Source organism: Xanthomonas sp. WHRI 7945 (assembly GCF_035026585.1).
Map to the genome: position 1 here is coordinate 142194 of NZ_JAYIQP010000006.1, position 25123 is coordinate 167316.

22 protein-coding genes are annotated in these 25123 nt (G+C 70.3%); 17 read left to right on the forward strand and 5 right to left on the reverse strand.

The window, feature by feature from the left end; genetic code table 11:
* Positions 1 to 2: 2 nt before the first annotated feature.
* The 16 genes from VDQ83_RS07125 (at position 3) to VDQ83_RS07200 (ending at position 18154) form a co-directional block, all read left to right on the forward strand.
* Complete coding sequence (locus VDQ83_RS07125) at positions 3 to 3608, forward strand: ABC transporter permease/M1 family aminopeptidase (RefSeq protein WP_455434370.1); 3606 nt, start codon at positions 3 to 5, stop codon at positions 3606 to 3608.
* 206 nt (positions 3609 to 3814) lie between these two features.
* Positions 3815 to 4267 carry a DUF2147 domain-containing protein gene (locus VDQ83_RS07130; RefSeq protein ID WP_455434371.1) on the forward strand — a complete coding sequence of 151 codons (453 nt, stop codon included), beginning with the start codon at positions 3815 to 3817 and terminating at the stop codon, positions 4265 to 4267.
* Positions 4268 to 4500: 233 nt separating this feature from the next.
* Positions 4501 to 6570: a methionine--tRNA ligase gene (gene metG, locus VDQ83_RS07135; RefSeq protein WP_455434372.1), complete on the forward strand. Its 2070-nt coding sequence runs from the start codon at positions 4501 to 4503 to the stop codon at positions 6568 to 6570.
* Between the two features lie 94 nt (positions 6571 to 6664).
* On the forward strand, positions 6665 to 7267 hold the full coding sequence (locus VDQ83_RS07140) for an HAD family hydrolase (RefSeq protein WP_455434373.1): 603 nt from the start codon (positions 6665 to 6667) through the stop codon (positions 7265 to 7267).
* A gap of 49 nt (positions 7268 to 7316) precedes the next feature.
* The gene (gene rnfB / locus VDQ83_RS07145) at positions 7317 to 7727 is read left to right on the forward strand and encodes an Rnf electron transport complex subunit RnfB (RefSeq protein ID WP_309912798.1); all 411 of its coding nucleotides are present in this window, start codon (positions 7317 to 7319) and stop codon (positions 7725 to 7727) included.
* A 92-nt stretch (positions 7728 to 7819) separates the two neighbouring features.
* Positions 7820 to 8605 (forward strand): hypothetical protein, encoded by a 786-nt coding sequence (locus VDQ83_RS07150; RefSeq protein ID WP_455434374.1) that lies wholly within the window; start codon positions 7820 to 7822, stop codon positions 8603 to 8605.
* Between the two features lie 73 nt (positions 8606 to 8678).
* The gene (locus VDQ83_RS07155) at positions 8679 to 9050 is read left to right on the forward strand and encodes a DUF4345 domain-containing protein (protein ID WP_455434375.1); all 372 of its coding nucleotides are present in this window, start codon (positions 8679 to 8681) and stop codon (positions 9048 to 9050) included.
* A gap of 58 nt (positions 9051 to 9108) precedes the next feature.
* The gene (locus VDQ83_RS07160) at positions 9109 to 9666 is read left to right on the forward strand and encodes a sigma-70 family RNA polymerase sigma factor (protein WP_263397783.1); all 558 of its coding nucleotides are present in this window, start codon (positions 9109 to 9111) and stop codon (positions 9664 to 9666) included.
* Entirely contained in the window at positions 9663 to 10445 is a 783-nt protein-coding gene (locus tag VDQ83_RS07165) for an anti-sigma factor (RefSeq protein WP_455434376.1), read from the forward strand. The genes VDQ83_RS07160 and VDQ83_RS07165 overlap by 4 nt, the downstream gene beginning before the upstream one ends.
* Before the next feature lie 920 nt (positions 10446 to 11365).
* Positions 11366 to 12307, forward strand: a complete 942-nt coding sequence (locus tag VDQ83_RS07170; RefSeq protein ID WP_455434377.1) for an acyl-CoA desaturase — start codon at positions 11366 to 11368, stop codon at positions 12305 to 12307.
* Positions 12304 to 13554 carry an NAD(P)/FAD-dependent oxidoreductase gene (locus VDQ83_RS07175; protein ID WP_455434378.1) on the forward strand — a complete coding sequence of 417 codons (1251 nt, stop codon included), beginning with the start codon at positions 12304 to 12306 and terminating at the stop codon, positions 13552 to 13554. Before VDQ83_RS07170 ends, VDQ83_RS07175 begins: the two co-directional genes overlap by 4 nt.
* The gene (locus VDQ83_RS07180) at positions 13551 to 14414 is read left to right on the forward strand and encodes a DUF1365 domain-containing protein (protein WP_455434379.1); all 864 of its coding nucleotides are present in this window, start codon (positions 13551 to 13553) and stop codon (positions 14412 to 14414) included. The genes VDQ83_RS07175 and VDQ83_RS07180 overlap by 4 nt, the downstream gene beginning before the upstream one ends.
* Positions 14411 to 15727: a class I SAM-dependent methyltransferase gene (locus VDQ83_RS07185; protein WP_455434380.1), complete on the forward strand. Its 1317-nt coding sequence runs from the start codon at positions 14411 to 14413 to the stop codon at positions 15725 to 15727. The genes VDQ83_RS07180 and VDQ83_RS07185 overlap by 4 nt, the downstream gene beginning before the upstream one ends.
* Positions 15724 to 16275 carry a DUF2878 domain-containing protein gene (locus VDQ83_RS07190; protein ID WP_455434381.1) on the forward strand — a complete coding sequence of 184 codons (552 nt, stop codon included), beginning with the start codon at positions 15724 to 15726 and terminating at the stop codon, positions 16273 to 16275. Before VDQ83_RS07185 ends, VDQ83_RS07190 begins: the two co-directional genes overlap by 4 nt.
* A complete protein-coding gene (locus tag VDQ83_RS07195; protein WP_309912783.1) occupies positions 16272 to 17054 on the forward strand; it encodes a DUF1295 domain-containing protein in 783 nt (260 codons plus the stop codon). The genes VDQ83_RS07190 and VDQ83_RS07195 overlap by 4 nt, the downstream gene beginning before the upstream one ends.
* Before the next feature lie 23 nt (positions 17055 to 17077).
* Positions 17078 to 18154, forward strand: a complete 1077-nt coding sequence (locus VDQ83_RS07200) for an SAM-dependent methyltransferase (RefSeq protein ID WP_455434382.1) — start codon at positions 17078 to 17080, stop codon at positions 18152 to 18154.
* Between the two features lie 300 nt (positions 18155 to 18454).
* Here VDQ83_RS07200 and VDQ83_RS07205 read toward each other — a convergent pair whose 3' ends face one another.
* The gene (locus VDQ83_RS07205; protein WP_455434383.1) at positions 18455 to 18799 is read right to left on the reverse strand and encodes a RidA family protein; all 345 of its coding nucleotides are present in this window, start codon (positions 18797 to 18799) and stop codon (positions 18455 to 18457) included.
* Positions 18796 to 19482 carry a DUF998 domain-containing protein gene (locus tag VDQ83_RS07210; RefSeq protein WP_455434384.1) on the reverse strand — a complete coding sequence of 229 codons (687 nt, stop codon included), beginning with the start codon at positions 19480 to 19482 and terminating at the stop codon, positions 18796 to 18798. The genes VDQ83_RS07205 and VDQ83_RS07210 overlap by 4 nt, the downstream gene beginning before the upstream one ends.
* Before the next feature lie 526 nt (positions 19483 to 20008).
* On the opposite strand from VDQ83_RS07210, the gene mprF reads away from it, so the two are divergent.
* Positions 20009 to 22576: a bifunctional lysylphosphatidylglycerol flippase/synthetase MprF gene (gene mprF, locus VDQ83_RS07215; RefSeq protein ID WP_455434385.1), complete on the forward strand. Its 2568-nt coding sequence runs from the start codon at positions 20009 to 20011 to the stop codon at positions 22574 to 22576.
* 54 nt (positions 22577 to 22630) lie between these two features.
* Here mprF and VDQ83_RS07220 read toward each other — a convergent pair whose 3' ends face one another.
* The 3 genes from VDQ83_RS07220 to VDQ83_RS07230 form a co-directional block, all read right to left on the reverse strand.
* Complete coding sequence (locus VDQ83_RS07220) at positions 22631 to 24067, reverse strand: virulence factor family protein (RefSeq protein WP_455434415.1); 1437 nt, start codon at positions 24065 to 24067, stop codon at positions 22631 to 22633.
* A 190-nt stretch (positions 24068 to 24257) separates the two neighbouring features.
* Positions 24258 to 24452, reverse strand: a complete 195-nt coding sequence (locus VDQ83_RS07225) for an oxidoreductase-like domain-containing protein (protein ID WP_309912776.1) — start codon at positions 24450 to 24452, stop codon at positions 24258 to 24260.
* A 68-nt stretch (positions 24453 to 24520) separates the two neighbouring features.
* Positions 24521 to 25123: an HD domain-containing protein gene (locus VDQ83_RS07230; RefSeq protein ID WP_455434416.1), complete on the reverse strand. Its 603-nt coding sequence runs from the start codon at positions 25121 to 25123 to the stop codon at positions 24521 to 24523.

Below are 25123 nucleotides of genomic sequence, written 5' to 3' on the forward strand. Positions count from 1 at the left end.
CCATGATCCTGGCTTTCCTGCGCTTCGAGCTGCGCGAGCAGTTGCGTTCTCCCCTGCTGTGGCTGCTGGCCGCGCTGCTCGCCCTGCTCGCCTTCGGCGCCAGCTCCAGCGACGCGGTGCAGATCGGCGGCGGCATCGGCAACGTCCACCGCAATGCGCCCTCGGTCGTCGCCACGATGATGACCGCCTTCACCCTGATCGGCCTGCTGGTGGCCACACTGTTCGTCAGCAATGCGCTGCTGCGCGACTTCGAACTGGGCACCGCCGAGCTGGTGTTCTCCAGCCCGGTACGGCGCCGCGATTATCTGGTCGGACGCATCGGCGCGGCATTGCTGGCCTGCATGGTGATGTACCTGATCGTCGCGCTCGGCATCTTCATCGCCCAGTTCATGCCGTGGATCGATCCGGTCCGGCTGGGGCCGGTGGCCGTCTCGTCCTACCTGTGGACGCTGGCGGTGATGGTGCTGCCGAACGTGCTGTTCGCCACCGCGCTGCTGTCGCTGCTGGCGGTGACCGCGCGCAACATCCTGTGGGTGTATGTCGGCGTCATCGTGTTCCTGGTGCTGTACGGGGTCAGCCGCGCGGTGCTGGCCGACCTGGACAACGTCTGGGCGGCCACCCTGTCCGACCCGCTCGGCATCCGCGCGCTGGCGCAGACCCTGCGCTACTGGTCGGCGGAAGAGCGCAACCACAACCTGCCCGAACTCAGCGGCTACCTGCTGGCCAACCGTGCGCTGTGGCTGGGCGTGTCGGTGCTGCTGTTCGCGGCGACCTTCGCCCTGTTCCGCACCGAACGCAGCGGTACCCGCCGCCGTTTCGGCCGCAAGCAGCCGGCGCCGGCCGTCGCGGCGCCGGTGGCCGCAGCCGCGATCGCTGCGCGCGCCGTGCGGCTGCCGGCAGTCGTCCCGTTCGCGCAGAACGGCGCCGGCTGGCGGCAATTGCTGCGGCAGGTGCGCTTCGACACCCTGGGCGTGTTCCGCAGCGCGCCGTTCGTGGTCCTGCTGCTGCTCGGCATCGCCAACTTCGTGCCGCAGGCCTTGTTCGGCGGCAACTACTACGGCACCGACATCTGGCCGGTGACCTCGATCATGCTGCAGGGGCTGCAGAACAGCTACAGCTTTCTGCTGGTGATCATCGTGCTGTTCTATGCCGGCGAACTGGTGTGGAAGGAACGCGGCGTGCGCATCGACGGCATCACCGATGCGATGCCGGTGCCGAACTGGGTGCCGCTGCTGGGCAAGCTGTTGACCCTGATCGCGGTGATCGCGGCGTTCCAGGCGGTCGGCGCGCTGGCTTCGGTCGCGGTGCAACTGGGCAAGGGCTATACCCGGATCGAGCCGCTGCTGTATCTGAAGACGCTGGCGCTGGGTTCGGTGTTCTATGTATTGATGGGCGGCATGGCGCTGGTGCTGCAGGTGCTGAGCAACAACAAGTTCTTCGGCTATGCGCTGCTAATCCTGCTGCTGATCGGGCAGGTGGCGCTGTCGATGCTCGACTACACGCAGAGCCTGTACAACTTCGGCAGTTGGCCGAATGCGCCGTATTCGGACATGAACGGCTTCGGCCACTTCCTGCCGGGGCAGCTGTGGCTGCAAGGCTATTGGGGCCTGTTCCTGCTGACCTTGCTGTTGCTGGCGGCCGCGTTCTGGCCGCGCGGCGTCGGCAACGGACCGCGCCAGCGGCTGCGGCTGGCGCGGCAGCGCCTGCGCGGGGGTGCCGGGGTCGCGACCGCGCTGTCGCTGCTGGCGTTCGCCGCGGTCGGCGGCTGGATCTACTGGAACACCAATATCTACAACACGTTCCGCTCGCCCGACCAGGAACTGGACCTGCAGGCCCGCTACGAGCGCGAGTACCGCAAATACAAGGACCTGCCGCAACCGCGCATCGTCGCGGTCACCAACCAGGTCGACCTGCACCCGGAAACGCAGTCGGTCGTCGTGGACGCCACCTGGACCGTGCGCAATACCCACGCCACGCCGATCGGCGACGTGCACCTGGGCATGAGCGGCGAGGATGGCGACGGCACCCTGGTCGCAGTGGACCTGGGCGGGCAGACCCTGGTCAAGCACGACAAGGCGCTGGGCTACCGCATCTACCGGCTGAGCACGCCGCTGCAGCCCGGCGAGCAACGCAGCTTCCGCTTCCGTGTCGATCGCCATCCGCACGGGCTCACCGTGCGCCAGGCGCAGAGCGAGATCGTCGGCAACGGCAGCTTTTTCAACAGCAGCATGCTGCCGTGGTTCGGCTACAACGAGCAGCAGCAGATCGAGGACCGCAACGAGCGCCGCAAGCGCGGGCTCGGCGAACCCACGCGCATGCCCAAGCTCGAAGACCAGGCTGCGCGCGCCAACACCTATATCAGCGACGATGCCGACTGGATCGATTTCGCCACCACCATCTGCACCGCGCCGGACCAGATCGCGCTGGCGCCCGGCTATCTGCAGAAGGAATTCGTTCGCCAGGGCCGGCGTTGCTTCAGTTACGCGATGGACCGGCCGATGCTGAACTTCTACGCCTACCTGTCGGCACGCTGGCAGGTGAAGAAGGCGCGCTACAAGGACATCCCGATCGAGGTCTACTACGACGCCAAGCATCCGTACAACGTGCAGCGGATGATCGAGGGCGTGCAGAAGTCGCTGGCCTACTACGAGCAGCACTTCACCCCGTACCAGCATCATCAGGTACGCATCATCGAGTTTCCCGGCTACCAGAGCTTCGCCCAGTCCTTCGCCAACACCATCCCGTACTCGGAGTCGATCGGCTTCATCGCCGACCTGCGCGACCCGGACGATATCGACTACGTGTTCTACGTCACCGCGCACGAAGTGGCGCATCAGTGGTGGGCGCACCAGGTGATCGGCGCCAACATGCAGGGCGCGACGATGCTGTCCGAATCGCTGGCGCAGTACTCGGCGCTGATGGTGATGGAGCAGGAGTACGGACGCGCGCACATGCGCCGCTTCCTGAAGTACGAACTGGACCGCTATCTGAGCGGGCGCGGCGGCGAAAGCCTGGAGGAGCTGCCGCTGTACCGCGTGGAGAACCAGCAGTACATCCACTATCGCAAGGGCTCGCTGGTGTTCTACCGGCTGCGCGAGGAGATCGGCGAGCAGGCGCTGAACCGCGCGCTGCACAAGTTCCTGCTGGCCAAGGCCTTCCAGCAGCCGCCTTACACCACGTCGGCCGAACTGCTGCAGTTCATCCGCGCCGAGGCAGGCCCCGAGCAGCAAGCGCTGATCACCGATCTGTTCGAGAAGATCACCTTCTACGACAACCGGGTCGAAGCGGCGACCGCGCGCAAGCGTGCCGATGGCCGCTACGACGTGACCCTGCAGTTGCACGCCGCCAAGCACTATGTGGACGGCAAGGGCAAGGAGCGAGACGGCGCGCTGGACGACTGGATCGAGGTCGGCGTCTTCGCCAAGGGACCGTCGGGCAAGGAACGCGACGAGAAGGTGCTGTACCTGCAGCGCCTGCACGTGACCACCGCCGCGCCGACGATCACCGTGACCGTGGAGCGCCTGCCCAGCGAAGCCGGCTTCGATCCGTACAACAAGCTGATCGACCGGGTCTCGAACGACAACCGCAAGCAGGTGACGCTGCAGTAACCGGCGCCGCCGCTTCGGCGGCGGGGTGCCGTGCGCCGCAGTCCGGCCGCGCGGCGGCCCCGGCCGCCAGCCCGGCAGCCCGGCAGCGCAGGCGACTCGCTGAACCGCCCGCGGCCGGCGATTCCCAGCACCATACGCTTGGGTATACAGTCGGCTCCAGGTCGGCATCGCGCCGACCGCTTCGCACACACCCTGGGAGGGGACACATGCGCACCACCTTCAAGACCCTGATGCTGGCCCTGCCGTTGAGCGTGGCCGCGTTCGTCGCGCAGGCCGCCGACACCTCGCCGGTCGGCCGCTGGCAGACCATCGACGACGAAACCGGCAAGCCCAAGTCCATCGTGCAGATCGAGCAGGCCGGCAACGGCACGCTCAGCGGCAAGGTGATCGAGATCCTGCAGTCCGACAAGGGCCCCAACCCGCTGTGCGACAAGTGCGACGGCGCGCAGAAGGGCAAGCCGATCAAGGGCATGACCATCCTGTGGGGGCTCAAGCCGGACGGCACCGCGACCTGGAGCGGCGGTTCGGTGCTGGACCCGGCCAAGGGCAAGACCTACAAGGCCAAGGTCACCCTCAGCGACGGCGGCAAGAAGCTGCAGATGCGCGGCTACATCGGCATCGAGGCGCTGGGACGGACGCAGACGTGGGTCAGGGAGTGAAGCCGGGAATCGGGACTGGGGACTCGGGACTCGGAACGGCGGGCTAAAGCAGGCGTCAACGACATCACCTGGTTCCCACCCAGCTCCAAAGTCAAAAAGGCGCCGCAAGGCGCCTTTTTTGACTTCCGAGTCCCCAGTCCCGAGTCCCCAGTCCCGAGTCCCCAGTCCCCAGTCCCCAGTCCCGGCCTCACGACTAATGCGATAATCGCGATCCCCCTGGATCGCCGTTCGCCATGACCCGCACCGCTCTCGTCACCACCGCCCTGCCCTACGCCAACGGCCCGCTGCACCTGGGCCACCTGGTCGGCTACATCCAGGCCGACATCTGGGTACGCGCGCGGCGGCTGCGTGGCGACCGCACCTGGTTCGTCTGCGCCGACGACACCCACGGCACGCCGATCATGCTCGCCGCGGAGAAGGCCGGGGTCACGCCGGAAAACTTCATCGCCAACATTCAGGCCAGCCACGAGCGCGACTTCGCCGCGTTCGGGGTGGCCTTCGACCACTACGACTCGACCAACTCGGCCGCCAACCGCGCGCTGACCGAGGCGTTCTACGCCCGGCTCGACGCCGGCGGCCACATCGCGCGGCGCTCGGTGGCGCAGTTCTACGATCCGGCCAAGGGCATGTTCCTGCCCGACCGCTACATCAAGGGCATCTGCCCCAATTGCGGCAGCGCCGACCAGTACGGCGACAACTGCGAGGTCTGCGGCGCCACCTATGCGCCGACCGAGCTGAAGGAGCCGAAGTCGGTGATCTCCGGCGCCACGCCGGAATTGCGCGACTCCGAGCACTTCTTCTTCGAGGTCGGCCGCTTCGACGGTTTCCTGCGCGAATGGCTGGCCGGCGACGTGGCCCTGCCGGGCGTCAAGGCCAAGCTGATGGAGTGGCTGGACAGCGAGGGCGGGCTGCGCGCCTGGGACATCTCGCGCGACGCGCCGTACTTCGGCTTCGAGATCCCGGGCCAGCCGGGCAAGTACTTCTACGTGTGGCTGGACGCGCCGATCGGCTACCTGAGCAGCTTCCAGACCCTGTGCGCGAGCCTGGGCGAGCCGTTCGAGCCGCACCTGGCCGCCGGCACCGCCACCGAACTGCACCATTTCATCGGCAAGGACATCGTCAACTTCCACGGCCTGTTCTGGCCGGCGGTGCTGCACGGCACCGGCCACCGCGCGCCGACCCGGCTGCACGTCAACGGCTACCTGATGGTCGACGGCGCCAAGATGTCCAAGTCGCGCGGCACCTTCGTGATGGCACGCACCTACCTGGACGTGGGCCTGGAGCCGGAAGCGCTGCGCTACTACTTCGCCGCCAAGTCCTCCGGCGGCGTCGACGATCTGGATCTGAACCTGGGCGACTTCGTGGCGCGGGTCAATGCCGACCTGGTCGGCAAGTTCGTCAACCTGGCCAGCCGCTGCGCCGGCTTCATCGACAAGCGCTTCGGCGGCACCCTGGCCGACGCGCTGCCGGACCCGGCGCAGTACGCGCGCTTCGCCGCCGCGCTGGCGCCGATCCGCGAGGCCTACGAGCGCAACGACCCGGCCAGCGCGATCCGCCAGACCATGGCCCTGGCCGACGAGGCCAACAAGTACATCGACGAGCACAAGCCGTGGGTGATCGCCAAGCAGGACGGTGCCGAGGCGCAGCTGCAGGCGGTCTGCACCCAGGGCCTGAACCTGTTCCGGGTGCTGGCCGGCGCGCTGAAGCCGGTGCTGCCGCGCACCAGCGCCGAGGCCGAGGCGTTCCTGTCCGCGCCGCTCACCGCCTGGGAAGACCTCGACGCGCCGCTGCTGGCGCACGTCATCCAGCCCTACGCCCCGCTGTTCACCCGAATCGACCCCAAGCTGATCGACGCCATGACCGACGCCTCCAAGGACACCCTCGCCCCCGCGCCCGCCGCCGCCAAGCCGGCACCGGCCAAGCCCGAAACGAAGGCTGCCGCGAATCCCGAATCCCCACTCCCGAATCCCGGCCTCATCGGCATCGACGATTTCGCCAAGCTCGACCTGCGCATCGGCAAGGTGCTGGCCTGCGAATTCGTCGAAGGTTCGGACAAGCTGTTGCGCTTCGAACTGGATGCCGGCGAACTGGGCAAGCGCCAGATCTTCTCCGGCATCCGCGGCAGCTACGCCGAGCCGGAAACGCTGGTCGGCCGCAATGTGGTGTTCATCGCCAACCTTGCGCCGCGCAAGATGCGCTTCGGCCTGAGCGAAGGCATGATCCTGTCGGCCGGCTTCGACGGCGGCGCGCTGGCGCTGCTCGATGCCGACAGCGGCGCGCAACCGGGCATGCCGGTGCGTTGAAGGCCGGGATTGGGGAGTCGGGATTGGGGATTCGTTGAAGCGGGTCCCTTGCTCGATCCGCTGCATGAACCGCCTTTGCAAATCCGAATCCTCAATGCCCAATCCCGGCTCCCTGGCCCTGTTCGACTTCGACCACACGGTCACCACCGCCGACAGCTATGCGCGGTTCCTGCGCCGCATCGCCACGCCGCAGCAGCTGGCGCGGGCGAAGTGGTCGGTGGGACCGTGGCTGGCCGGCTATCGGCTGGGCCTGGTGTCGGCGCAGGCGATCCGCAGGCGGGTCACCCGGGTCGTGTTCGCCGGCCGTGCGGCCGACGAGATCGCCGCGCAGGCCGACGCGTATGCGCGCCAGGTGCTGCCGACGCTGCTGCGGCCGGAGATGATGCAGCGCATCGCCTGGCATCGCACGCAGGGCCACCGGATCGCGCTGGTGTCCGGGTCGCTGGACCTGTACCTGCAGCCGTGGTGCGCCGAACACGGGCTGGACCTGATCTGCAACCGCCTGGAGGCGCGCGACGGCCGCCTGACCGGCCGCTACGCCGATGGCGATTGCGGGCCGCACAAGGCGCGGCTGATCCGCGCGCGCTACGATGTGGCCGCCTGTCCGCGCGTCTACGCCTACGGCGACAGCCGCGAGGACCGGCCGATGCTGGCGCTCGCCCACGAGCGCTGGTACGGCGGCCACCGCGTCGCCTGACCCTGACCCTCGTCCTGCAGCGCGCCGCATCCGACGCGCCGAATCCGCCATGAAGCCCGCCCAAGACATCCTGCTCGAACGCCTCGATCGCCTGCTGCCGCAGACCCAGTGCGGCCAGTGCGGCTTCGACGGCTGCCGTCCGTACGCCGAGGCGATGGCGCACGGGCAGGCGCAGGTGGACCGCTGCCCGCCCGGCGGCGATGCCGGCGCCCGCGCGCTGGCGCGCGTGCTCGGCACCGCGGCGCTGCCCTACGACCGCAGCCGCGGCACGCACAAGCCGGCGCAGGTGGCGTTCGTGATCGAGGCCGACTGCATCGGCTGCACCAAGTGCATCCAGGCCTGTCCGGTCGATGCCATCGTCGGCGGCGCCAAGCACATGCACACGGTGCTGGCGCCGCTGTGCACCGGCTGCGAACTGTGCGTGCCGGCCTGCCCGGTGGACTGCATCGAGCTGCGCTGAGCGCGGCATGCGTCGCCGACGCGACCGCCGGCGCATCCGGATCGGCGCCCGCCGCGTATCGCTAGCTGTCATCCACCTCGGAAGCGCCGCGCATGCCCATGCCGACCGCCCGTTCCCCGTTCGTCCCGCCGCCGCGCGCGCTGGCGCTGCTGGGCCTCGCCGCGCTCGGCGCCGCCGTCCCGGCGCAGGCGATGCTGCAGTACGACGGGCTGGCCTACGCCGCCGACGGCGGCCAGCTGCTGTACCGCGAACGTCATTGGGTGCGCGACGACGGCGCGCGCTTGGTGCTGTATCGCTGCGCCGACGGCACGGCCTTCGCGCGCAAGCGTATCGCCGACGGCAGCATCGCCCCGGATTTCGAACTGGTCGATGCGCGCAGCGGCTATCGCGAAGGCGTGCGCCGCGCCGGCGCCGGCCGCGAGATGTTCACCCAGGCCAGAGGCCAGGCGGAACGGCGCGCGCCGTTGCCGGCGGCGGACGCCCCGCAGGTGATCGATGCCGGGTTCGACGCCTATCTGCGCATGCACTGGGATGCGCTGGGCAGCGGCGCGCCGCAGCGCATCGCCTTCGTGCTGCCCAGCGCCTTGCGCACGCTCGACTTCCAGATCAAGCCCGGCGCGGTCGATGCCGGCGTGCAGCGCTATACCCTGGCGCTGTCCGCCTGGTACGGCGGCCTGTTGCCCGACATCGCGGTGGCCTATGCGCGCAGCGACCGGCGCCTGCTCGAGTTCCGCGGCATCGGCAACCTCCGCGATGCGCACGGCCGCTATCCGCGGGTGCGCATCGAATTTCCTGAGCGCCTGCGTGCGCAGGCCGGCGACGACGCCTGGAACCAGGCCCTGCAACGCCCCCTGGTCGCGCAATGCGGCGCGCGCTGAGCGCAGCCGACAGCGCGGCCACGGCCGCCGACCTCCCCATGCACGCATGTCCATCCCACGACGAGGAACATCCATGGCCAAGGCCTATCTGTGGTTCAACGCCGCGCTCTATGCGGTCCTGGCGCTGTGGTGCACGCTGCTGCCGGCGCAGACCGCCGCCGCGGTCGGCTACGTCGGCCTGGACCGCTCCGGCCAGTCCGAGTACCTGGTCATCTACGGCGGCCTGCAATTGGGCATGGCGTTCCTGTTCGGCTACTTCGCCCGCACCGCGCAGCTGCACACCGGGCTGCTGCTGGCGCTGGCGTTCTACGTGCCGATCGTGCTCTACCGCAGCGTCGGCCTGCTGCGGCTGTGGCCGGTGGGGCCGACCACGACTGGACTGGCCGTCTTCGAGATCTTGCTGCTGCTCGCCGCACTGGCGCTGTGGCGCGGACAGCGCCGTTGAGCGACGTCCACGCCGAAAGCCTGTAGCATCGCCGCGACCTACGCCACCGCTCCCCGGCATGACCGAGACGCCAGACCACGACGAAGCGGGACAACTGCTGGTCGCCACCGCGGCCGGCGACAGCGTTGCGTTCGAGCGCCTGTACCGGACCACCTCGCCGCGCCTGTTCGGCGTCTGCCTGCGCATCGTGCCGCAGCGCGGCGACGCCGAAGACGTGCTGCAGGACGTGTTCGCCTCGGTCTGGCGCAAGGCCGCGCAGTTCGATCCGCTGCGCGCGCGCGGCCTGACCTGGCTGACCATGATCGCCCGCAACAAGGCCATCGACCATCTGCGCGCACGCGCGCCGGCGCGGCAGTCGGTGGCGCTGGACGATGCCGGCGAACTGCACGACGAGGGCCGCGATCCGTTGGCCGAGACCGAATGGCGCGTCGCCGGACGGCGCCTGGACGTGTGCATGGGCGAACTGGAACCGCCGCGCGGGGACCTCATCCGCACCGCATTCTTCGAAGGCATCACCTATGAAGAACTGGCTGCGCGCAGCGGCACCCCGCTGGGCACGGTCAAGAGCTGGATCCGTCGCGGCCTGGCCAAGCTGAAGGCGTGCCTGGAACGATGAACGCCTCCGTGCCCGATCCGCAGGAAATCCCGCCGTCGCGCGATGTGCTGGCCGGCGAATACGTGCTTGGCGTGCTCGATGCAAACGAACGCCGCGCCGCCGAGCAGCGCATCGACAGCGATGGCGACTTCGCCGTATCGGTGACGCAATGGCAGCAGCACCTGATGCCGCTGGCCGACGAGATCGCGCCGGTGCCGGTGCCCGACCGCGTGTGGGTGCGCATTCGTGCCTCGTTGGGACTGGATGCGCCAGCGCCACGTGCGCCGACGGCAGCGCCTGGCTTCTGGGAAAACGTGCGCGCCTGGCGTTGGCTGAGCGCTGGCGGCTTCGCCACCGCAGCGGCGTGCATGCTCACGCTGATGGTCGCGCGTCAGCCGCTACCGCCGCAAACGCCCACGCCGCCAGCCGCGACAGTGCCAACCGACACCGGCATCGCGATGACCTCGACGCTGATGCAGGACGACGGCAAGCCTGGCTACGTGGTGCTGATGGACGCCGACAAGAAGCGCATTACCCTGACCCCGCTGGCCGGCCGCCGCGATGCCGAGCGCGTGCCCGAGCTATGGCTGATCCCGGCCGACGGCAAGGCACGCTCGATGGGCGTGTTCGACGACGCGCAGGCGCGTGCGGCGCGCATTCCCGATGCGTTGATGCCGTTGCTCAGCGATGGCGCAGTGCTGGCGGTGACGATGGAACCGCCTGGCGGCGCACCCGGTGGCGTGGCCACCGGCCCGGTCGTCGCCAAGGGCGGCATCAGCACGCTGCGCCTGGCGCCGTAGGCAGGCCGCCGCGGTGCCAGCTGTTCCTTCTCCCATCGGGAGAAGGTGCCCCGAAGGGGCGGATGAGGGTACGGGCGAAGCCTCACAGATCCAGGTGCGCCAGGCTGTGCGTGCCGACGCACCCTCACCCCAACCCCTCTCCCGAGGAGAGAGGGGCTAACGGCAGCACTCGCTGCACTGCCTCGCAGTTCCCCTTCTCCCCACGGGAGAAGGTGCCCCGCAGGGGCGGATGAGGGTACGGGCGAAAGCCTCGTAAATTTCGGTGCGCCAGGCTGTCCGAGCCGACGCACCCTCACCCCAACCCCTCTCCCGAGGGGAGAGGGGCTAACCATGGCGCTCTCTGCACAGCCTCGCAGCTCCCTTCTCCCCGCGGGAGAAGGTGCCCCGCAGGGGCGGATGAGGGTACGGGCGAAGCCTCGTAAATTTCGGTGCGCCAGGCTGTCCGAGCCGACGCACCCTCACCCCAACCCCTCTCCCGGGGGGAGAGGGGCTAACCGCGGCGCTCGCTGCACTGCCTCGCAGTTCCCCTTCTCCCCACGGGAGAAGGTGCCCCGCAGGGGCGGATGAGGGTACGGGCGAAAGCCTCGGAAATTTCGGTGCGCCAGGCTGTTCGTGCCGACGCACCCTCACCCCAACCCCTCTCCCGAGGGGAGAGGGGCTAACCGCGGCGCTCTCTGCACAGCCTCGCAGCTCCCTTCTCCCCACGGGAGAAGGTGCCCCGCAGCCGCGGATGAGGGTACGGGCGAAGCTCGGAAATGCGCGTACGCCAGGCCGCCCAGCAACGCCATGCATGAAAGACACGTCACACGTGCATCCGATCTCCAGCTTTGCCCGTATCGGTATCCGAATCCTCACGAGATGCACTTGTGCCGAACGCCGTTCCGGACCCTCCCCGTGCACCCGTCGCAGCGTCTGCCGCGGTGCCCGCGCCGCATCGCGGCAACGTGGCGCGTACGCTGCGCCGCTGGTTCGATACCGGTGCGGAGATCGAACTGGACGAGGCCCGCGCCGACCGCATCGACTGGTTGCGCGCCGCGCCCTACCTCGGCCTGCACCTGGCCTGCCTGGGCCTGTTCTGGGTCGGCGTGTCCTGGTTCGCGGTGGGCATGGCGCTGGCGATGTACGCCGTGCGCATGTTCGCGCTCACCGGCTTCTACCACCGCTATTTCGCCCACCGCGCGTTCAAGACCTCGCGGCCGGTGCAGTTCCTGTTCGCCGCGCTCGGCGCCACCAGTGTGCAGCGCGGCCCGCTGTGGTGGGCAGCGCACCACCGCAACCACCACCGCCACACCGACACGCCAACCGATCCGCACTCCCCACGCCAGCACGGCTTCTGGTGGAGCCACAGCGGCTGGTTCCTGACCCCGCGCGGCTTCCGCACCGACTGGGAGGCGATCCCGGACCTGCGCCGCTTCCCGGAGCTGCGCTTCCTCGACCGCTTCGACCTGCTGCTGCCGGTGCTGCTGGCGCTGGCGCTGTTCCTGCTCGGCGGCTGGCTGCAGCGCCACCATCCGCAGCTGGGCACCGATGGGCCGCAGTTGCTGGTGTGGGGTTTCTTCGTCTCCACCGTGGCCCTGTTCCATGCCACGTTCACCATCAACTCGCTGGCGCACCGCTTCGGCAGCCGCCGTTTCGACACCCGCGACGACAGCCGCAACAACGCCTGGCTGGCGCTGCTGACCTTCGGCGAGGGCTGGCACAACAACCACCACTTCTTCCCCGGCGCGGCGCGCCAGGGCTTCCGCTGGTGGGAGTGCGACCTGACCTGGTACGGCCTGAAGGTGCTGTCGTGGACCGGACTGGTGCGCGAGCTGAAGCCGGTGCCGCCCGGGCTGCTGCGTGCACAGGCGCGCGCGCGATGAGCCGCATCGCCGTGATCGGCTCGGGGATCGCCGGGCTGGGTTCGGCATGGCTGCTGTCGCAACAGCACCATGTGACCCTGTACGAGGCCGCCAACTACCTGGGCGGGCACACCCACACCCATACGATCGAGCTGGACGGCGTGCAGTACGCGGTGGACAGCGGCTTCATCGTGTTCAACCCGCAGCACTATCCGCTGCTGAGCCGGCTGTTCGCGCAACTGGAGGTGGCGGCGCAGCCGACCACGATGAGTTTTTCGGTGCACGAGGCGCGCACCGGGCTGGAATACAACGCCGGCAGCCTGGGCGGGCTGTTCTGCCAGCGCGGCAATCTGGCCAACCCGCGCTTCTGGCGCATGCTGCGCGACCTGCGCCGCTTCTACCGGCAGGCGCCGCATGTGCTGAGCGACGCCGCGCAGGCGCAGCTGACCCTGGGCGAGTTCCTGCGGCGCCACCGCTACTCGGACGTGTTCCGCGACGCGCACCTGGTACCGATGGCGTCGGCGCTGTGGTCCTCGCCCTCGCAGCGGATCCTGCAGTTCCCGATGCGCCAGCTGGTCGGCTTCATGGCCAACCATCACATGCTGCAGCTCAGCGGGCGGCCGCAATGGCAGGTGGTGCGCGGCGGCTCCAGCAGCTACGTACACACCCTGCGCAGCCGCTGGCGGGTCGAGGAGCGCGTGAGCACGCCGGTGCGCTCGGTACAGCGGCTGTCGCAGGGCGTCTCGGTGCTGACCGATGCCGACACCGAGCACTACGACCATGTCGTGCTGGCCTGCCACGCCGACGACGCGCTGCGTCTGCTCAATGACGCCAGCGCCGCCGAACGCGAGATCCTCGGCGCGATCACCTACCAGGACAACGACACCCTGCTGCACACCGATGCACGCGTGCTGCCGCGCAACCGCCGCGCCTGGGCAGCGTGGAACGCGCACGTGCCGGCCGATGCGGAGGCGCCGTGCACGGTCAGCTACTGGATGAACGCGCTGCAGTCGCTCGACGCGCCGCAGCCGTTGATCGTCAGCCTCAACCGCAGCGGCGACATCGACCCGGCCAAGGTGCTGCGGCGCATGCGCTACCGGCATCCGCTGCAGACCCAGGCCGCGGTGGCCGCGCAGGCGCGCAAGCACGAGATCCAGGGCCAGCGCGGCACCTGGTTCGCCGGCGCCGGCTGGGGCTTCGGTTTCCACGAGGACGGCCTGCGCAGCGCGGTCGACGTCGCCGCCGGGCTGGGGATACCCTGGCCATGAATCTGCTGCGCAGCGCTACCGTGTCCGTCCCGCCGGCTGGCGCCGTCCCGACAACGCCGGCGGCGGCGGGCACGACCACGCACGGCCTGCACAGCGCGCTGTACAGCGGCTGGGTCCGGCATCGCCGCTACACACCGAAAGCGCTGGCGTTCCGCTATCCGCTGTTCCTGATGTACCTGGATCTGGCCGAACTCGACCAGGTGTTCGCGCGGCGCTGGCTGTGGTCGGTCGGCCGCCGCAACCTGGTCGAATTCCGCCGCAGCGACTACCTGGGCGATCCGGCGCAGCCGCTGGACGAGGCGGTGCGCGACCGCGTGCAGCAGCACACCGGCGAGCGCCCGCTCGGCGCGGTGCGCATGCTGACCCACCTGCGCTACTTCGGCCATTGCTTCAACCCGGTCACGTTCTACTACTGCCACGACATGCAGCAGCGCCTGCACAGCATCGTCGCCGAGATCACCAACACGCCGTGGCGGCAGCGCCACGCCTACGTGCTGCCGGTGGCGGCGGCGCGCAGTCACGGCAGCGTGCATGCGTGGCGCTTCGACAAGTGCTTCCACGTCTCGCCGTTCATGGCGATGGCGCACGACTACGCGTGGCGCTGCAGCGCGCCCGGCGCGCAGCTGCGCGTGCACATGGAGGTGCTGGACGCCGCGCCGGCGGCCAGGCGCTTCGACGCCACGCTGGTGTTGCAGCGGCGCGAACTCAGCGGCGCCAGCCTGGCGCGCGCGCTGCTGCGCTACCCGGCGATGACCCTGCAAGTCGTGGCCAAGATCCACTGGCAGGCGCTGCGCCTGTGGCTGCGCGGCAATCCGGTGCACGACCACCCCAACCTTCCCCTTCCGCGAGAACGCCGATGAACGCTCCGCACGCGCCCTCTTCCGACGCCGTCGCGCTGGCCCCGGCGGCACCACCGCTGCGCGGCCTGGACCGCCTGCTGCGACGCCGCCTGTTCGCCACGCTGGACGGCCTGCGCGATGGCCAGTTGCGCATCGAGGAACCCGGCGCGATCACCACGCTGGGCAGCGCCGCGGCCGAGGGCGAGGCACTGCAGGCGCACCTGCGCATCCACGACCCGCGCTTCTACCGCCAGGCCGCGCTCAACGGCAGCGTCGGCGTCGGCGAGGCGTACATGGACGGGCTGTGGGACTGCGACGACCTGGTCGCGCTGGTGCGCCTGCTGGTGCGCAACCGCGACCGCCTGGATGCGATGGAGTCCGGCCTGGCGCGGCTCGGCGGGATGGCGATGCGCGGCCTGCACGCGCTCACCCGCAACACCCGCGCCGGCAGCCGCCGCAACATCGCCGCGCACTACGACTTGGGCAACCCGCTGTTCGAGCTGTTCCTGGATCGCAACCTGATGTACTCCTCGGCGATCTTCCGCGACGACGACGCCGCGCTCGGCGACGCCGCGCTGGAACGCGCGGCCGAACGCAAGCTGCAGCGCATCTGCGCCAAGCTCGACCTGCAACCGCACCATCACCTGGTGGAGATCGGCACCGGCTGGGGCGGCTTCGCGCTGTACGCGGCCACCCACCACGGCTGCCGCGTCACCACCACCACCATCTCGCGCGAGCAGTACGAGCTGGCGCGCCAGCGCGTGGATGCTGCCGGCCTGGGCGAGCGCGTCGAGGTGCTGCTGCGCGACTACCGCGACCTGGATGGCCGCTACGACCGGCTGGTGTCGATCGAGATGATCGAAGCGATCGGCCACCAGTACCTGGACACCTACTTCGGCAAGGTCGGCGCGCTGCTGAAGGACGATGGCCAAGCATTGATCCAGGCGATCACCATCGAGGACCACCGCTACGCGCAGGCGCTGAAATCGGTGGATTTCATCAAGCGCCACATCTTCCCGGGCAGCTTCATTCCGTCGGTGGCGGCGATGACCGGCGCGATCGCGCGCGCCAGCGACCTGCGCCTGTTCAACCTGGAAGACATCGGCCCCAGCTACGCGCTGACCCTGCGCGCCTGGCGCCAGCGCTTCATGGCCAAACTGCCGCAGGTGCGCGCGCTGGGCTACGACGCACGCTTCATCCGCATGTGGGAGTTCTACCTGGCCTATTGCGAAGGCGGCTTCCTGGAGCGCTCGATCGGCGACGTGCACCTGTGGCTGAGCAAGCCGGGCGCGCGCCCGGCGCAGTTCGCGCCGGCGTTGGCGCACGACGCATGAGCCACCTGGCCAACTACGTCGCGCTGCAACTACTGTGGCTGGCTGCGGTGATGGGCGCCGGACATGGGCTGGCCTGGTGCGGACCGGCGGCACTGGCGCTGTTCGCGCTGTACCAGTTGCAGCCGCGCCGCCGCGCGCGCGGCGATGCCACGCTGATGGCGCTGGCACTGCTGCTCGGCGCCGGCGTCGACACCGCGCTGGCCGCCGGCGGCTGGGTGCGCTATGCGGCGGCGCTGCCGCCGGCGCCATGGGCGCCGCTGTGGATCCTGGCGCTGTGGGCTGGCTTCGCGCTGACCTTCAACCATTCGCTGGCCTGGGTCATGCACCGCCCGTGGCGCGCGGCGCTGTTCGGCGCGGTGTTCGGCCCGCTCGGCTATGTACTGGCCGCGCGCGGCTGGCAGGCGGTGACGCTGGGCGCGCCGCTGCTGCACGCCGTACTCGCGCTGGCGCTGGCCTGGGCGGCCGCGCTGGCCGTGCTGAGCCTGGCGACGCGGCGTCTGTCGGCGACGGCGCAGCCTGCGCCGCGCATCGCCGGAGCCGCGCCATGAACGCCTGGCCGCTATTGCACGTCGGCCTGTTCACCGTGGTGGCGATGCTCGTCGGCTGGGCCTGGCAGCGGCGTACGCGCAACGCCGGCGTGGTCGACGTGCTGTGGGCCGCGTGCATGGCACTGGCCGCGGCGTACTGCGCCTGGCGCGCCGACGGCGCCGCGCTGCCGCGCGTGCTGACGGCCGCGATGGGCGCACTGTGGGGCGCGCGCCTGGCCTGGCACCTGGGCGTGCGCGTGTTCGGCGACGCGCACGAGGACGGCCGCTATCGCGCGCTGCGCGAACACTGGCACGGCGACCAGCGCCGCTTCCTGGCGTTCTTCCTCGGCCAGGCGCTGGTGGTGGTGGCGTTCGCGGTGCCGCTGTCGGTCGCCGCGCACAATCCGCTCCCGCAATGGACGGTGTGGACCACGCTGGCGCTGCTCACCTGGCTGCTGGCGGTGGGCGGGGAAAGCCTGGCTGACCGCCAGCTGGCCGCGTTCCGCGCCGATCCGGGCAACAAGGGCAAGACCTGCCGCCGCGGCCTGTGGCGCTACTCGCGGCATCCGAACTACTTCTTCGAGTTCGTGCACTGGTTCGCCTACGTGTTCCTGGCGGTGGGCGGCGGCGCGCTGTGGGTCGGCGTCGCCGCGCTGGGGCCGCTGCTGATGTTCGCATTCCTGTACCGCGTCACCGGCATTCCCTACACCGAACAACAGGCGCTGCGTTCGCGCGGCCAGGACTACGCCGATTATCAGCGCCGCACCAGCGCCTTCTTTCCGTTGCCGCCGCGGCAATGATCCCGCTTCCAGGAGAACCGCCGATGTCCAGCACCTTCGCCACCTCGCCCCCGCCGTCGCTGCCAGCCGAACCGCTGGCCACGCGTATCGCCGAGTCCGGCCTGCTGCCCGATGCGCTGCTGCGCAGCGCGATGCGCAAGCTGTGCACGCAGCGCCTGCGCGAGGAGCGCAGCGGCGGCGCGGATGCGGCGTGGGAGCGCCAGCGCGGTTTCGTCGAAGCGCTGCGCACCAGCGCCATCGCGATCGAAACCGACGCCGCCAACCGCCAGCACTACGAGCTGCCGCCGCGCTTCTTCGAGCTGTGCCTGGGCAAGCGCTTGAAGTACAGCAGTTGCTACTGGGACGCCGACACCGCCGACCTGGACGCGGCGGAAGAACGCATGCTGCAGCTGTACGCCGAGCGCGCGCAGCTGCGCGACCGCCAGCGCATCCTGGAACTGGGCTGCGGCTGGGGCTCGCTGACGCTGTGGATGGCCGAACGCTTCCCCGGCGCGCGCATCACCGCGGTGTCCAACTCGCGGCCGCAGCGCGAGCACATCGAGGCGCAGTGCCGCGCGCGCGGCCTGGACAACGTCAAGGTCGTCACCCACGACGCCAACACGCTCGCCTTGCCGACCGCCAGCTACGATCGCGTGGTCTCGATCGAGATGTTCGAGCACATGCGCAACTACCGCGAGCTGCTGGCGCGGATCGGCCACTGGCTGGTGCCCGGCGGCAAGCTGTTCGTGCACATCTTCTGCCACCGCGACCTGGCCTACCCGTTCGAGGTGCAGGGCGAGGACAACTGGATGGGCCGGCATTTCTTCACCGGCGGGCTGATGCCGGCGGCCGACACCCTGCTGCAGTTCCAGGACGACCTGTCGATCGAACGGCGCTGGCTGCTGTCCGGCGAACACTACGAGAAGACCGCCAACGCCTGGCTGCACAACCAGGACCGGCACCGCAACGAACTGATGCCGGTTCTGGAAGCCACCTACGGCGCCGGCGCCAGGATCTGGTGGCAGCGCTGGCGCATGTTCTGGATGGCCTGCGCGGAACTGTTCGGCTACGACCAGGGCCAGCAATGGGGCGTGGCGCATTACCGGTTCGTTAGGCGCTGAAGCGCCGGGATTCGGGAGTGGGGATTCGGGATTAGAGATTGGCAAAAGCGGGCTGCGCGCTCTGAAGCGCAACGTGATGCGGATCGACCCTTGGACCGATCGCATGGTCAAGCGGCTGGACCGGTTCGTCAGGCGCTGAAGCGCCGGGATTCGGGAGTGGGGATTCGGGATTGGCAAAAGCAGGGCGCGTGCACTGAAGCGCGACGTGATGCGGATCGGCCCTTGGACCGATCGCATGGTCAAGCGGCTGGAAGTGGGGATCGAATCCCGAATCCCCACTCCCCAATCCCGGCCTTCAACTCACACGGCAGCAGTAACCACGATCTCGACCTTCCACTCCGGATTGGCCAGCTTGGCCTGCACGGTGGCGCGGGCCGGGGTGCTGCCCGGGCAGACCCAGGCTTCCCAGACCTTGTTCATTTCGGCGAACTCGGCCAGGTCGGTCATGAAGATCTCCGCGCGCAGGACCTTGCTCTTGTCGCTGGCCGCACGCGCCAGCAGTTCGTCGATCGCCGCCAGCACCTGGCGGGTCTGTCCGGCGATGTCGGCGCTGGTGTCGTCGGCGATCTGCCCGGCCAGGTAGGCCACGCCGTTGTGCACGGTCATTTCCGACATGCGCGGGCCGGTATCGAAACGCTGGATCATGATGGGCTGTCCTGAAAAGGGGAAACGCGGCCATTGTCGCGCGATTGCGCCGCCGCTGCAGGACGCCACAACCGATACGCGGCCAGCAGCAGCCAGGCCAGGATCAGCACGATCGCCAGTTTCTGGGTCAGTCCGCGCGGCGGCGCGCGCCACAGCACGTGCACCCACAGCGCCACGAACGCCGCGGCGGCCAGCGCTGGCAAGGCGACGGCGGCGCCGCGCCAGCGCGGTTGCCGACGCAGCCACGCGCTCTGCAACAGCATGGCCGTGGTCACGCACAGGAACGCGGTCTGCGCCGACACCGCATGCAGCAACGGCGCCAGCAACGGTGCGCGCTGCGGCAGGTAGCTGTCGCCGATCGCCACGCCGCACAGGCCCAGCGCGGCCAGCGAGAACAGCAACGGCGGCGCGGCGCTGCGTGCCTGCGGCGGAGCCTGCGCGTACAGGCCGGCCGCCAAGGCGACGATGCCCGCCGCCAGCAGCACGTAGACCACGCGCAGCAGCAGCCCGCCGGGACCGTGCAGGTACAGGCTCAGCGTCGCCTGCTGCCAGTGCAGGTCGGCGCGCAGCAGTTGCAGCGCCAGCGCGGTACCGAGGAACGACAGGCACAGCACCGTGGCGAGCGCGCCGGCGGCGCACGGCCAGCGCGGCGGTGCGGGGACGAGGTCCATGGGCGACGGCATGGGCAGGGCTCCGGATCGGATCGGGGATGCGACGCGTGCGGCAGGTCCGCGCCGGCACCGTTGGCGCGCACCGACGCGGTACCGACGTGCGATTCCACTATGATGCGCGACGCCGGCGCCGCCGGCACAGCCCCCCAGGGCCGGTCGACGCCGTTGCAACAGGTCGCGCCATGTCTGGGCACGTACGGGTAAGGAAGAACGAGTTGATCGTATGCCGACAAGCCAGCACAGGATGACGCGGCCCGATGCGCGCCCAGGCACGGCCCGCCGGAGTGCCGCAGCCGGTGCCCGGGCGAGCGTGCGCGGCGCGAGCCGGCGGGCATGTTGCCGCGGCGCCGCGCATAGCAACATGGTCCGCCGCGGCCGCGCCGACCAGCCCTAGGCGACCCGACATCGCGATGGACCAGCCCCTCCCTGCTTGCAGGCTCGCCCCAGTGGCGGCCCGCACCGCCAGTACCGCACCTGTGCGCAACGCTACCGGCGCCCGCGCGCTGCCGCCCTTCTTCTTCGCTTACGCTGCCCTGCAATGACCGACGCCGCACCTCCCGTTTCCTCCTCCTCGGCCGCTGGCTGGCGCCGTGCGCTGCCGGTGGTGATCAGCCTGGTGATCCTGGCGCTGGCGCTGCGCGCGCTGGCCACCGAGTTCAGCACCCACGGCTACGGCGCGATCCGCCACGCCTTCAACCAGCTCGGCGCCGGCCAGATCGCGCTGACCCTGCTGCTGGGCCTGAGCAGCTACGCCTGCCTGATCGGCTTCGACGCGGTCGGCCTGCACCGCAGCGGACGCAAGCTGCATCCGATGCGGATCGGCGTCACCGCGTTCCTGGCGCATGCGGTCGGCCAGACCCTGGGCTTCGCCGCGCTCACCGGCGGCGCGGTGCGCCTGCGCGGCTACGGCCGGGTCGGGCTGAGCCTGGCCGAGATCGGCCAGGTGGTGCTGATGAGCACGCTCGGTTTCGTGTTCGGCGCGTGGCTGCTGCTGGCGCTTGCCCTGACCCTGGAGCCGGCGTCGGCCGCGCTGGCGCTGCCGCTGGCCGCGCCGGCGGTGCGCGCGATCGGCATCGCGCTGCTGGCCGGCTTCGGCCTGATGCTGCTATTGGCCGGACGCGAGGGCCGCACGCTGCGCTGGCGCAGCCACGAACTGTGGCTGCCGGACCGGCGCACCACCCTCGGCGTGACCGCACTGAGCGTGGTCGAACTGGGCCTGGCCAGCGCCGCGTTCTACGTGCTGCTGCCGAACGAATCGGGCATCGAGTTCGTCGGCTTCGTCGGCCTGTACCTGGTCGCGGTGGTGGCCGGGCTGATGTCGACCGTGCCGGCCGGGCTGGGCGTGTTCGAATGGAGCCTGCTCAAGCTGCTGCCCGGCGTGGCCCCGGCGGCGCTGCTGGCGGCGGCGCTGATCTATCGCATCACCTACTACGTGGTGCCGCTGCTGCTGTCGGTGCTGATGGCCGCGGCCTCCGGCCTGCGCCGGCCGCTGGCGGCGAGCGCCGGCGGGGTGCGCGTGGCCTGGGGCACGCTGCGCCCGTGGCTGCCGCAGATCATCGCGATGGCGGTGTTCGCGGTCGGCGCGGCACTGGTCATCGACGGTACCCTGCCGACCCCGAAGCGGCGCCTGGGCATGGCGCCGCTGTCGATCGTGGAGACCTCGCACCTGCTGGCCAGCCTCGGCGGCGTGGTGCTGCTGCTGATCGGCCAGGGCCTGCAGCGGCGCAGCCATGTGGCGTGGATGCTGGCGATCGGCATCTGCGTGCTGCTGCCGTTGCCGGCCTGGCTGCGCGGCGGCCACGCCTCGGTGGCGCTGTCCTCGCTGGTGGTGGCGGCCGGGCTGTGGGGCGCGCGCCGCGAGTTCTACCGCCAGGGCGCGCTGCTCGACGAGGCCTGGTCGTGGCCATGGATCCGCAACCTGGGCCTGGTGCTGATCGCGACGGTGTGGCTGCTGTTCTTCGTCTACAGCCATGTCGAATACCAGAACGAGCTGTGGTGGCAGTTCGCCACCTCGGCCAACGCGCCGCGGGCGCTGCGCGCGGTGCTGCTGGTCAGCGTGGCGGTGGTGGTGTTCGGCATGGCGCGGCTGCTGCACAGCACGCGTTCGCCGCTGCCGCCGGCCGACGCGGCGCAGCTGGACGCGCTGGCGCCGGTATTGGCCACGGCCACCGACACCCAGGCCTGCCTGGTGCTGACCGGCGACAAGGCGCTGCTGCCGGCCGAGGACGGCCGGGGCTTCGTGATGATGCAGCGCTACGGCGGCTCGCTGGTGGCGATGGGCGATCCGGTGGGGCCGCAGGACGTCGCACGGGCGCTGATCTGGCGCTTCCGCGAGGAGGCCGACCGGCTCGGCCTGCGCCCGGTGTTCTACCAGGTCGGCGAGCAGCACTGGCAGACCTATCTCGACCTTGGCCTGACCCTGGTCAAGCTCGGCGAGGAAGCGATGGTGTCGCTGGAGGGCTTCCACCTGGAGGGCCGCGACCGCGCCGACCTGCGCCAGGCCTGGAACCGCGGCAAGCGCAGCGGACTGAGCTTCCGCATCGTGCCGCTGGAGGAAATCGATGCGCTGATGCCGGCGCTGGCCGAGGTCTCGCAGCAATGGCTGGAGGAAAAGGCCGGCGAGGAGAAGGGCTTCTCGCTCGGCAGCTTCGACCCGGCCTATCTGCGCCGTTTCCCGATCGCGGTGGTCGAGGCCGAAGGCAAGATCGTCGCCTTCGCCAACCTGTGGCAGGCGCCGGCCGGGCACGAGCTGTCGGTGGACCTGATGCGGCACATCGCCGACGCGCCGAAGGGCACGATGGATTTCCTGTTCATCGAGCTGTTCCTGTGGGGCCGCGACCAGGGCTACCAGCGCTTCTCGTTGGGCATGGCGCCGCTGTCGGGCCTGGCCCAGCATCGCCTGGCCGGGCGCTGGAACCGCTTCGGCAACCTGATCGTGCGCCACGGCGAACGCTTCTACGGCTTCACCGGGCTGCGCCGCTTCAAGTCCAAGTTCGCCCCGGTCTGGCGCACCCGCTACCTGGCCGCGCCCGGCGGCATGCACCTGCCGGCGGCGCTGCTGGACGTGACGCGGCTGATTTCGCTGGATCCCAGGAAACCGGAGTGAAGCCGGGACCGGGGACCAGGAACCCGGAAAATCAAACGAAAAAGCTTTGGGGCCTTACCGGGAGACGTTCTTCGGGTCCCCGGTCCCCGGTCCCCGGTCCCGGCTTTCCACCCCGATCCGCTGCAATATCTGCTTGGCCAACTCCGCGTAGTCGCCCTCGAAGTGATGGTCGCCGGGCAGCTTCACCAGCTGCGCGCCGCCGCGCGGCAGGTCCGGGCACAGTGCGTCGTCGTCGTCCTCGCCGTAGATGCACAGGGTGTGCGCGCCCGGCATCTTCGCCACTTCCGGCGCGATCGGCAGGCCGTCGTCGCCGGAGCTGATCCAGTTGGAGACGTGGAATTCGTAATCGGCGGTCTTGCCCAGCGACAGCAGCGCGGTGGCCTGCACCTGCGCGCGCATCGGCGCCGGCAATTGGTTGTAGGCGGCCGGCAGCACGTCGGCGCCCTGCGAGAAGCCGATCAGCACCACCCGCCCGCGCCGCCACAGGCGGCTGTAGTGGCGGTAGATCCGGTCCAGGTCGGTGGCGAAGCCCTGCGGCGTGCGCTCGCTCCAGAAGTAGCGCAGCGAATCCACGCCGACCACCGGAATGCCGGCCTGCGCCAGCGCGCCGGCGACCTGCTGGTCGAGTCCCGCCCAGCCGCCGTCGCCGGACACGAAGATCGCGAACACCTCGCCATTGCCGACCGCGGCGGTGTCGGCCGCGACCGGGACTTCCACCACCGGCAGTCCGGCCAGATCGGCCGGCGTCGGCGGCAGGCTGACCCCGGGTTGCGCGCCCAGCGAACGCACCGCCGCGCGCAACCCGGGCAGCACATCGCCGCTGGCGCTGCGGCGGAACTGCCGCGCCTGCGCCACCTTCTGCACGAACGCATCGCTCTGCTGGCTGCAGCGCGTCGCCGGCTTGGCCGCGGCCGCCGCCAGCCACGGCAACGGCAACGTCGCCGGCTGCAGCGCGCGCGCCGGCGCAGTGATGCCGGCGCCGCAGATCTGGTCGTCCAGCAGCTGCACCGGGCAGAAATCCTCGGTGACTATGCCGGCCAGCAACTGCTTGGGCGCCTGCGCCGCGACCGCATAGGCCAGCGCGGCGCCGTCGCCATCGCCGACCAGCAGCGGCAGGTGGTAGGTGGGCATGTGGTAATAGGCCTGCACGTAGCGCGAGAAGTTCTCCACGTCGCCCGCGGAAAAACCGCAGGTGCCGTCGATCTTGGCCAGCACCGCCTGCAGGTGCGCGCTGTCGATCACCGCGACCATCGCGCCGTCGTGGCGCAGCGCCTCGATCTGGCGCGCGCGCGCGGCGGCATCGCGCTTGCCGCCGGCGAACCACAGCACCACGCGCTGCGCGTCGCCCTGCGGCAACAGCACCGGCACCTGTTCGAAGCGGCCATGGCTGAGCTTTTCCGGGGCGGCGGCCGGCGCTGCAGGCGTCGCTGCGCCGGGCGCCGCCGAGGCGGCCGCCGACGCGAGCAGCCCGGCCAACGCACTTCCCCACATCCATCCGCCACGCATTCGCATCATCCGGCAATCCTGAAAAGGCGTGTAAAGATAAGCCCGAACGGCGGCAGCGCGAAGCGCGGCACCGGCGCCGGTTCATGCGAGGTACGTGAGCGCACCGCCACGGCCTGGCCGCTGCGCCCGCCGCATCGCGGTGCCGACGCGGATGGCGGCGGCGCGCGGCAGGCGCTCACGCGTCCGGCGCGGCCTCGGGATGACGCAGCCGCCATGCCGCCAGCGCCTGCCGATAGCGCTCCAGCTCCTCGTTGTACAGGTCGTGGACGCACAGCGGGCAGCCGCTGTTGCAGCAGTCGCCGGGCGCCGGCGGCTCGGGCGGCTGCGGGCGCGGATCGGCCATGGCGGGGTCGGACGCGGGATCGGGCATCACGGTGCGCGGCGGAGGGCACGCCGGAGCGTGCGCACAGAGGCAAGTGTCGAGCGCACGGCCACGGCTCAGCCGATCGCCTGGCGCAGGTTGGCGCGAGCGGCCGCGTCGTAGCGCGCATGGAACCAGTCGCTGAGGAAGATGCGCGGCTGCGCCAGCACCGTCTTCAGGAACGCGCGGCGCTTGCGCCGGTACAGCCAGCCCGGCACCACCCCGCGGTACTCCTCGGCGATGGCGGCATCGTAGGCGGCGAACGCGGCGGGATCGGCGCCGAGGATGGCCATGTCGCAATCCAGGAACAGCGCCGCCTCGGCGTCCACCGCATCGGCGGCCAGTTGCCCGTGGCGCGCGGTCAGCTCGATCAGCGCGGTCACGCGCGCCGCGTCCAGCCCGGCATCGGGCAGCCATTGCGCGATCGCCGCCTGCGCCAGGCGCGCCGACTGCGTCTCGTTGTCGCCGCGTCCGGCCTGGTACACCGCGTCGTGGTACAGCACCGCCAGGTAGACCTCGCGCGGCTGCCGCCAGCCCAGCGCGTGCGCGACCTCGGCGTAGTGTCCCAGCACCGCCTTCACGTGGCCGAAGTGGTGATACGCGCGCGGCGGCGTGGCGTAGGCCGCCTGCAGCTGCGTCCATTGCGCGTCGGGCAGCACCAGCGGCGCCGGTTCGCGCAT

Bases quoted from the DNA above. Each gene is read 5' to 3' on its own strand.
- VDQ83_RS07125 (WP_455434370.1), top strand. From the start codon at position 3: ATGATCCTGGCTTTCCTGCGCTTCGAGCTGCGCGAGCAGTTGCGTTCT.
- VDQ83_RS07130 (WP_455434371.1), top strand. From the start codon at position 3,815: ATGCGCACCACCTTCAAGACCCTGATGCTGGCCCTGCCGTTGAGCGTG.
- metG (WP_455434372.1), top strand. From the start codon at position 4,501: ATGACCCGCACCGCTCTCGTCACCACCGCCCTGCCCTACGCCAACGGC.
- VDQ83_RS07140 (WP_455434373.1), top strand. From the start codon at position 6,665: ATGCCCAATCCCGGCTCCCTGGCCCTGTTCGACTTCGACCACACGGTC.
- rnfB (WP_309912798.1), top strand. From the start codon at position 7,317: ATGAAGCCCGCCCAAGACATCCTGCTCGAACGCCTCGATCGCCTGCTG.
- VDQ83_RS07150 (WP_455434374.1), top strand. From the start codon at position 7,820: ATGCCCATGCCGACCGCCCGTTCCCCGTTCGTCCCGCCGCCGCGCGCG.
- VDQ83_RS07155 (WP_455434375.1), top strand. From the start codon at position 8,679: ATGGCCAAGGCCTATCTGTGGTTCAACGCCGCGCTCTATGCGGTCCTG.
- VDQ83_RS07160 (WP_263397783.1), top strand. From the start codon at position 9,109: ATGACCGAGACGCCAGACCACGACGAAGCGGGACAACTGCTGGTCGCC.
- VDQ83_RS07165 (WP_455434376.1), top strand. From the start codon at position 9,663: ATGAACGCCTCCGTGCCCGATCCGCAGGAAATCCCGCCGTCGCGCGAT.
- VDQ83_RS07175 (WP_455434378.1), top strand. From the start codon at position 12,304: ATGAGCCGCATCGCCGTGATCGGCTCGGGGATCGCCGGGCTGGGTTCG.
- VDQ83_RS07180 (WP_455434379.1), top strand. From the start codon at position 13,551: ATGAATCTGCTGCGCAGCGCTACCGTGTCCGTCCCGCCGGCTGGCGCC.
- VDQ83_RS07185 (WP_455434380.1), top strand. From the start codon at position 14,411: ATGAACGCTCCGCACGCGCCCTCTTCCGACGCCGTCGCGCTGGCCCCG.
- VDQ83_RS07190 (WP_455434381.1), top strand. From the start codon at position 15,724: ATGAGCCACCTGGCCAACTACGTCGCGCTGCAACTACTGTGGCTGGCT.
- VDQ83_RS07195 (WP_309912783.1), top strand. From the start codon at position 16,272: ATGAACGCCTGGCCGCTATTGCACGTCGGCCTGTTCACCGTGGTGGCG.
- VDQ83_RS07200 (WP_455434382.1), top strand. From the start codon at position 17,078: ATGTCCAGCACCTTCGCCACCTCGCCCCCGCCGTCGCTGCCAGCCGAA.
- VDQ83_RS07205 (WP_455434383.1), bottom strand. From the start codon at position 18,799: ATGATCCAGCGTTTCGATACCGGCCCGCGCATGTCGGAAATGACCGTG.
- VDQ83_RS07210 (WP_455434384.1), bottom strand. From the start codon at position 19,482: ATGCCGTCGCCCATGGACCTCGTCCCCGCACCGCCGCGCTGGCCGTGC.
- mprF (WP_455434385.1), top strand. From the start codon at position 20,009: ATGACCGACGCCGCACCTCCCGTTTCCTCCTCCTCGGCCGCTGGCTGG.
- VDQ83_RS07220 (WP_455434415.1), bottom strand. From the start codon at position 24,067: ATGTGGGGAAGTGCGTTGGCCGGGCTGCTCGCGTCGGCGGCCGCCTCG.
- VDQ83_RS07225 (WP_309912776.1), bottom strand. From the start codon at position 24,452: ATGCCCGATCCCGCGTCCGACCCCGCCATGGCCGATCCGCGCCCGCAG.
- VDQ83_RS07230 (WP_455434416.1), bottom strand. From the start codon at position 25,123: ATGCGCGAACCGGCGCCGCTGGTGCTGCCCGACGCGCAATGGACGCAG.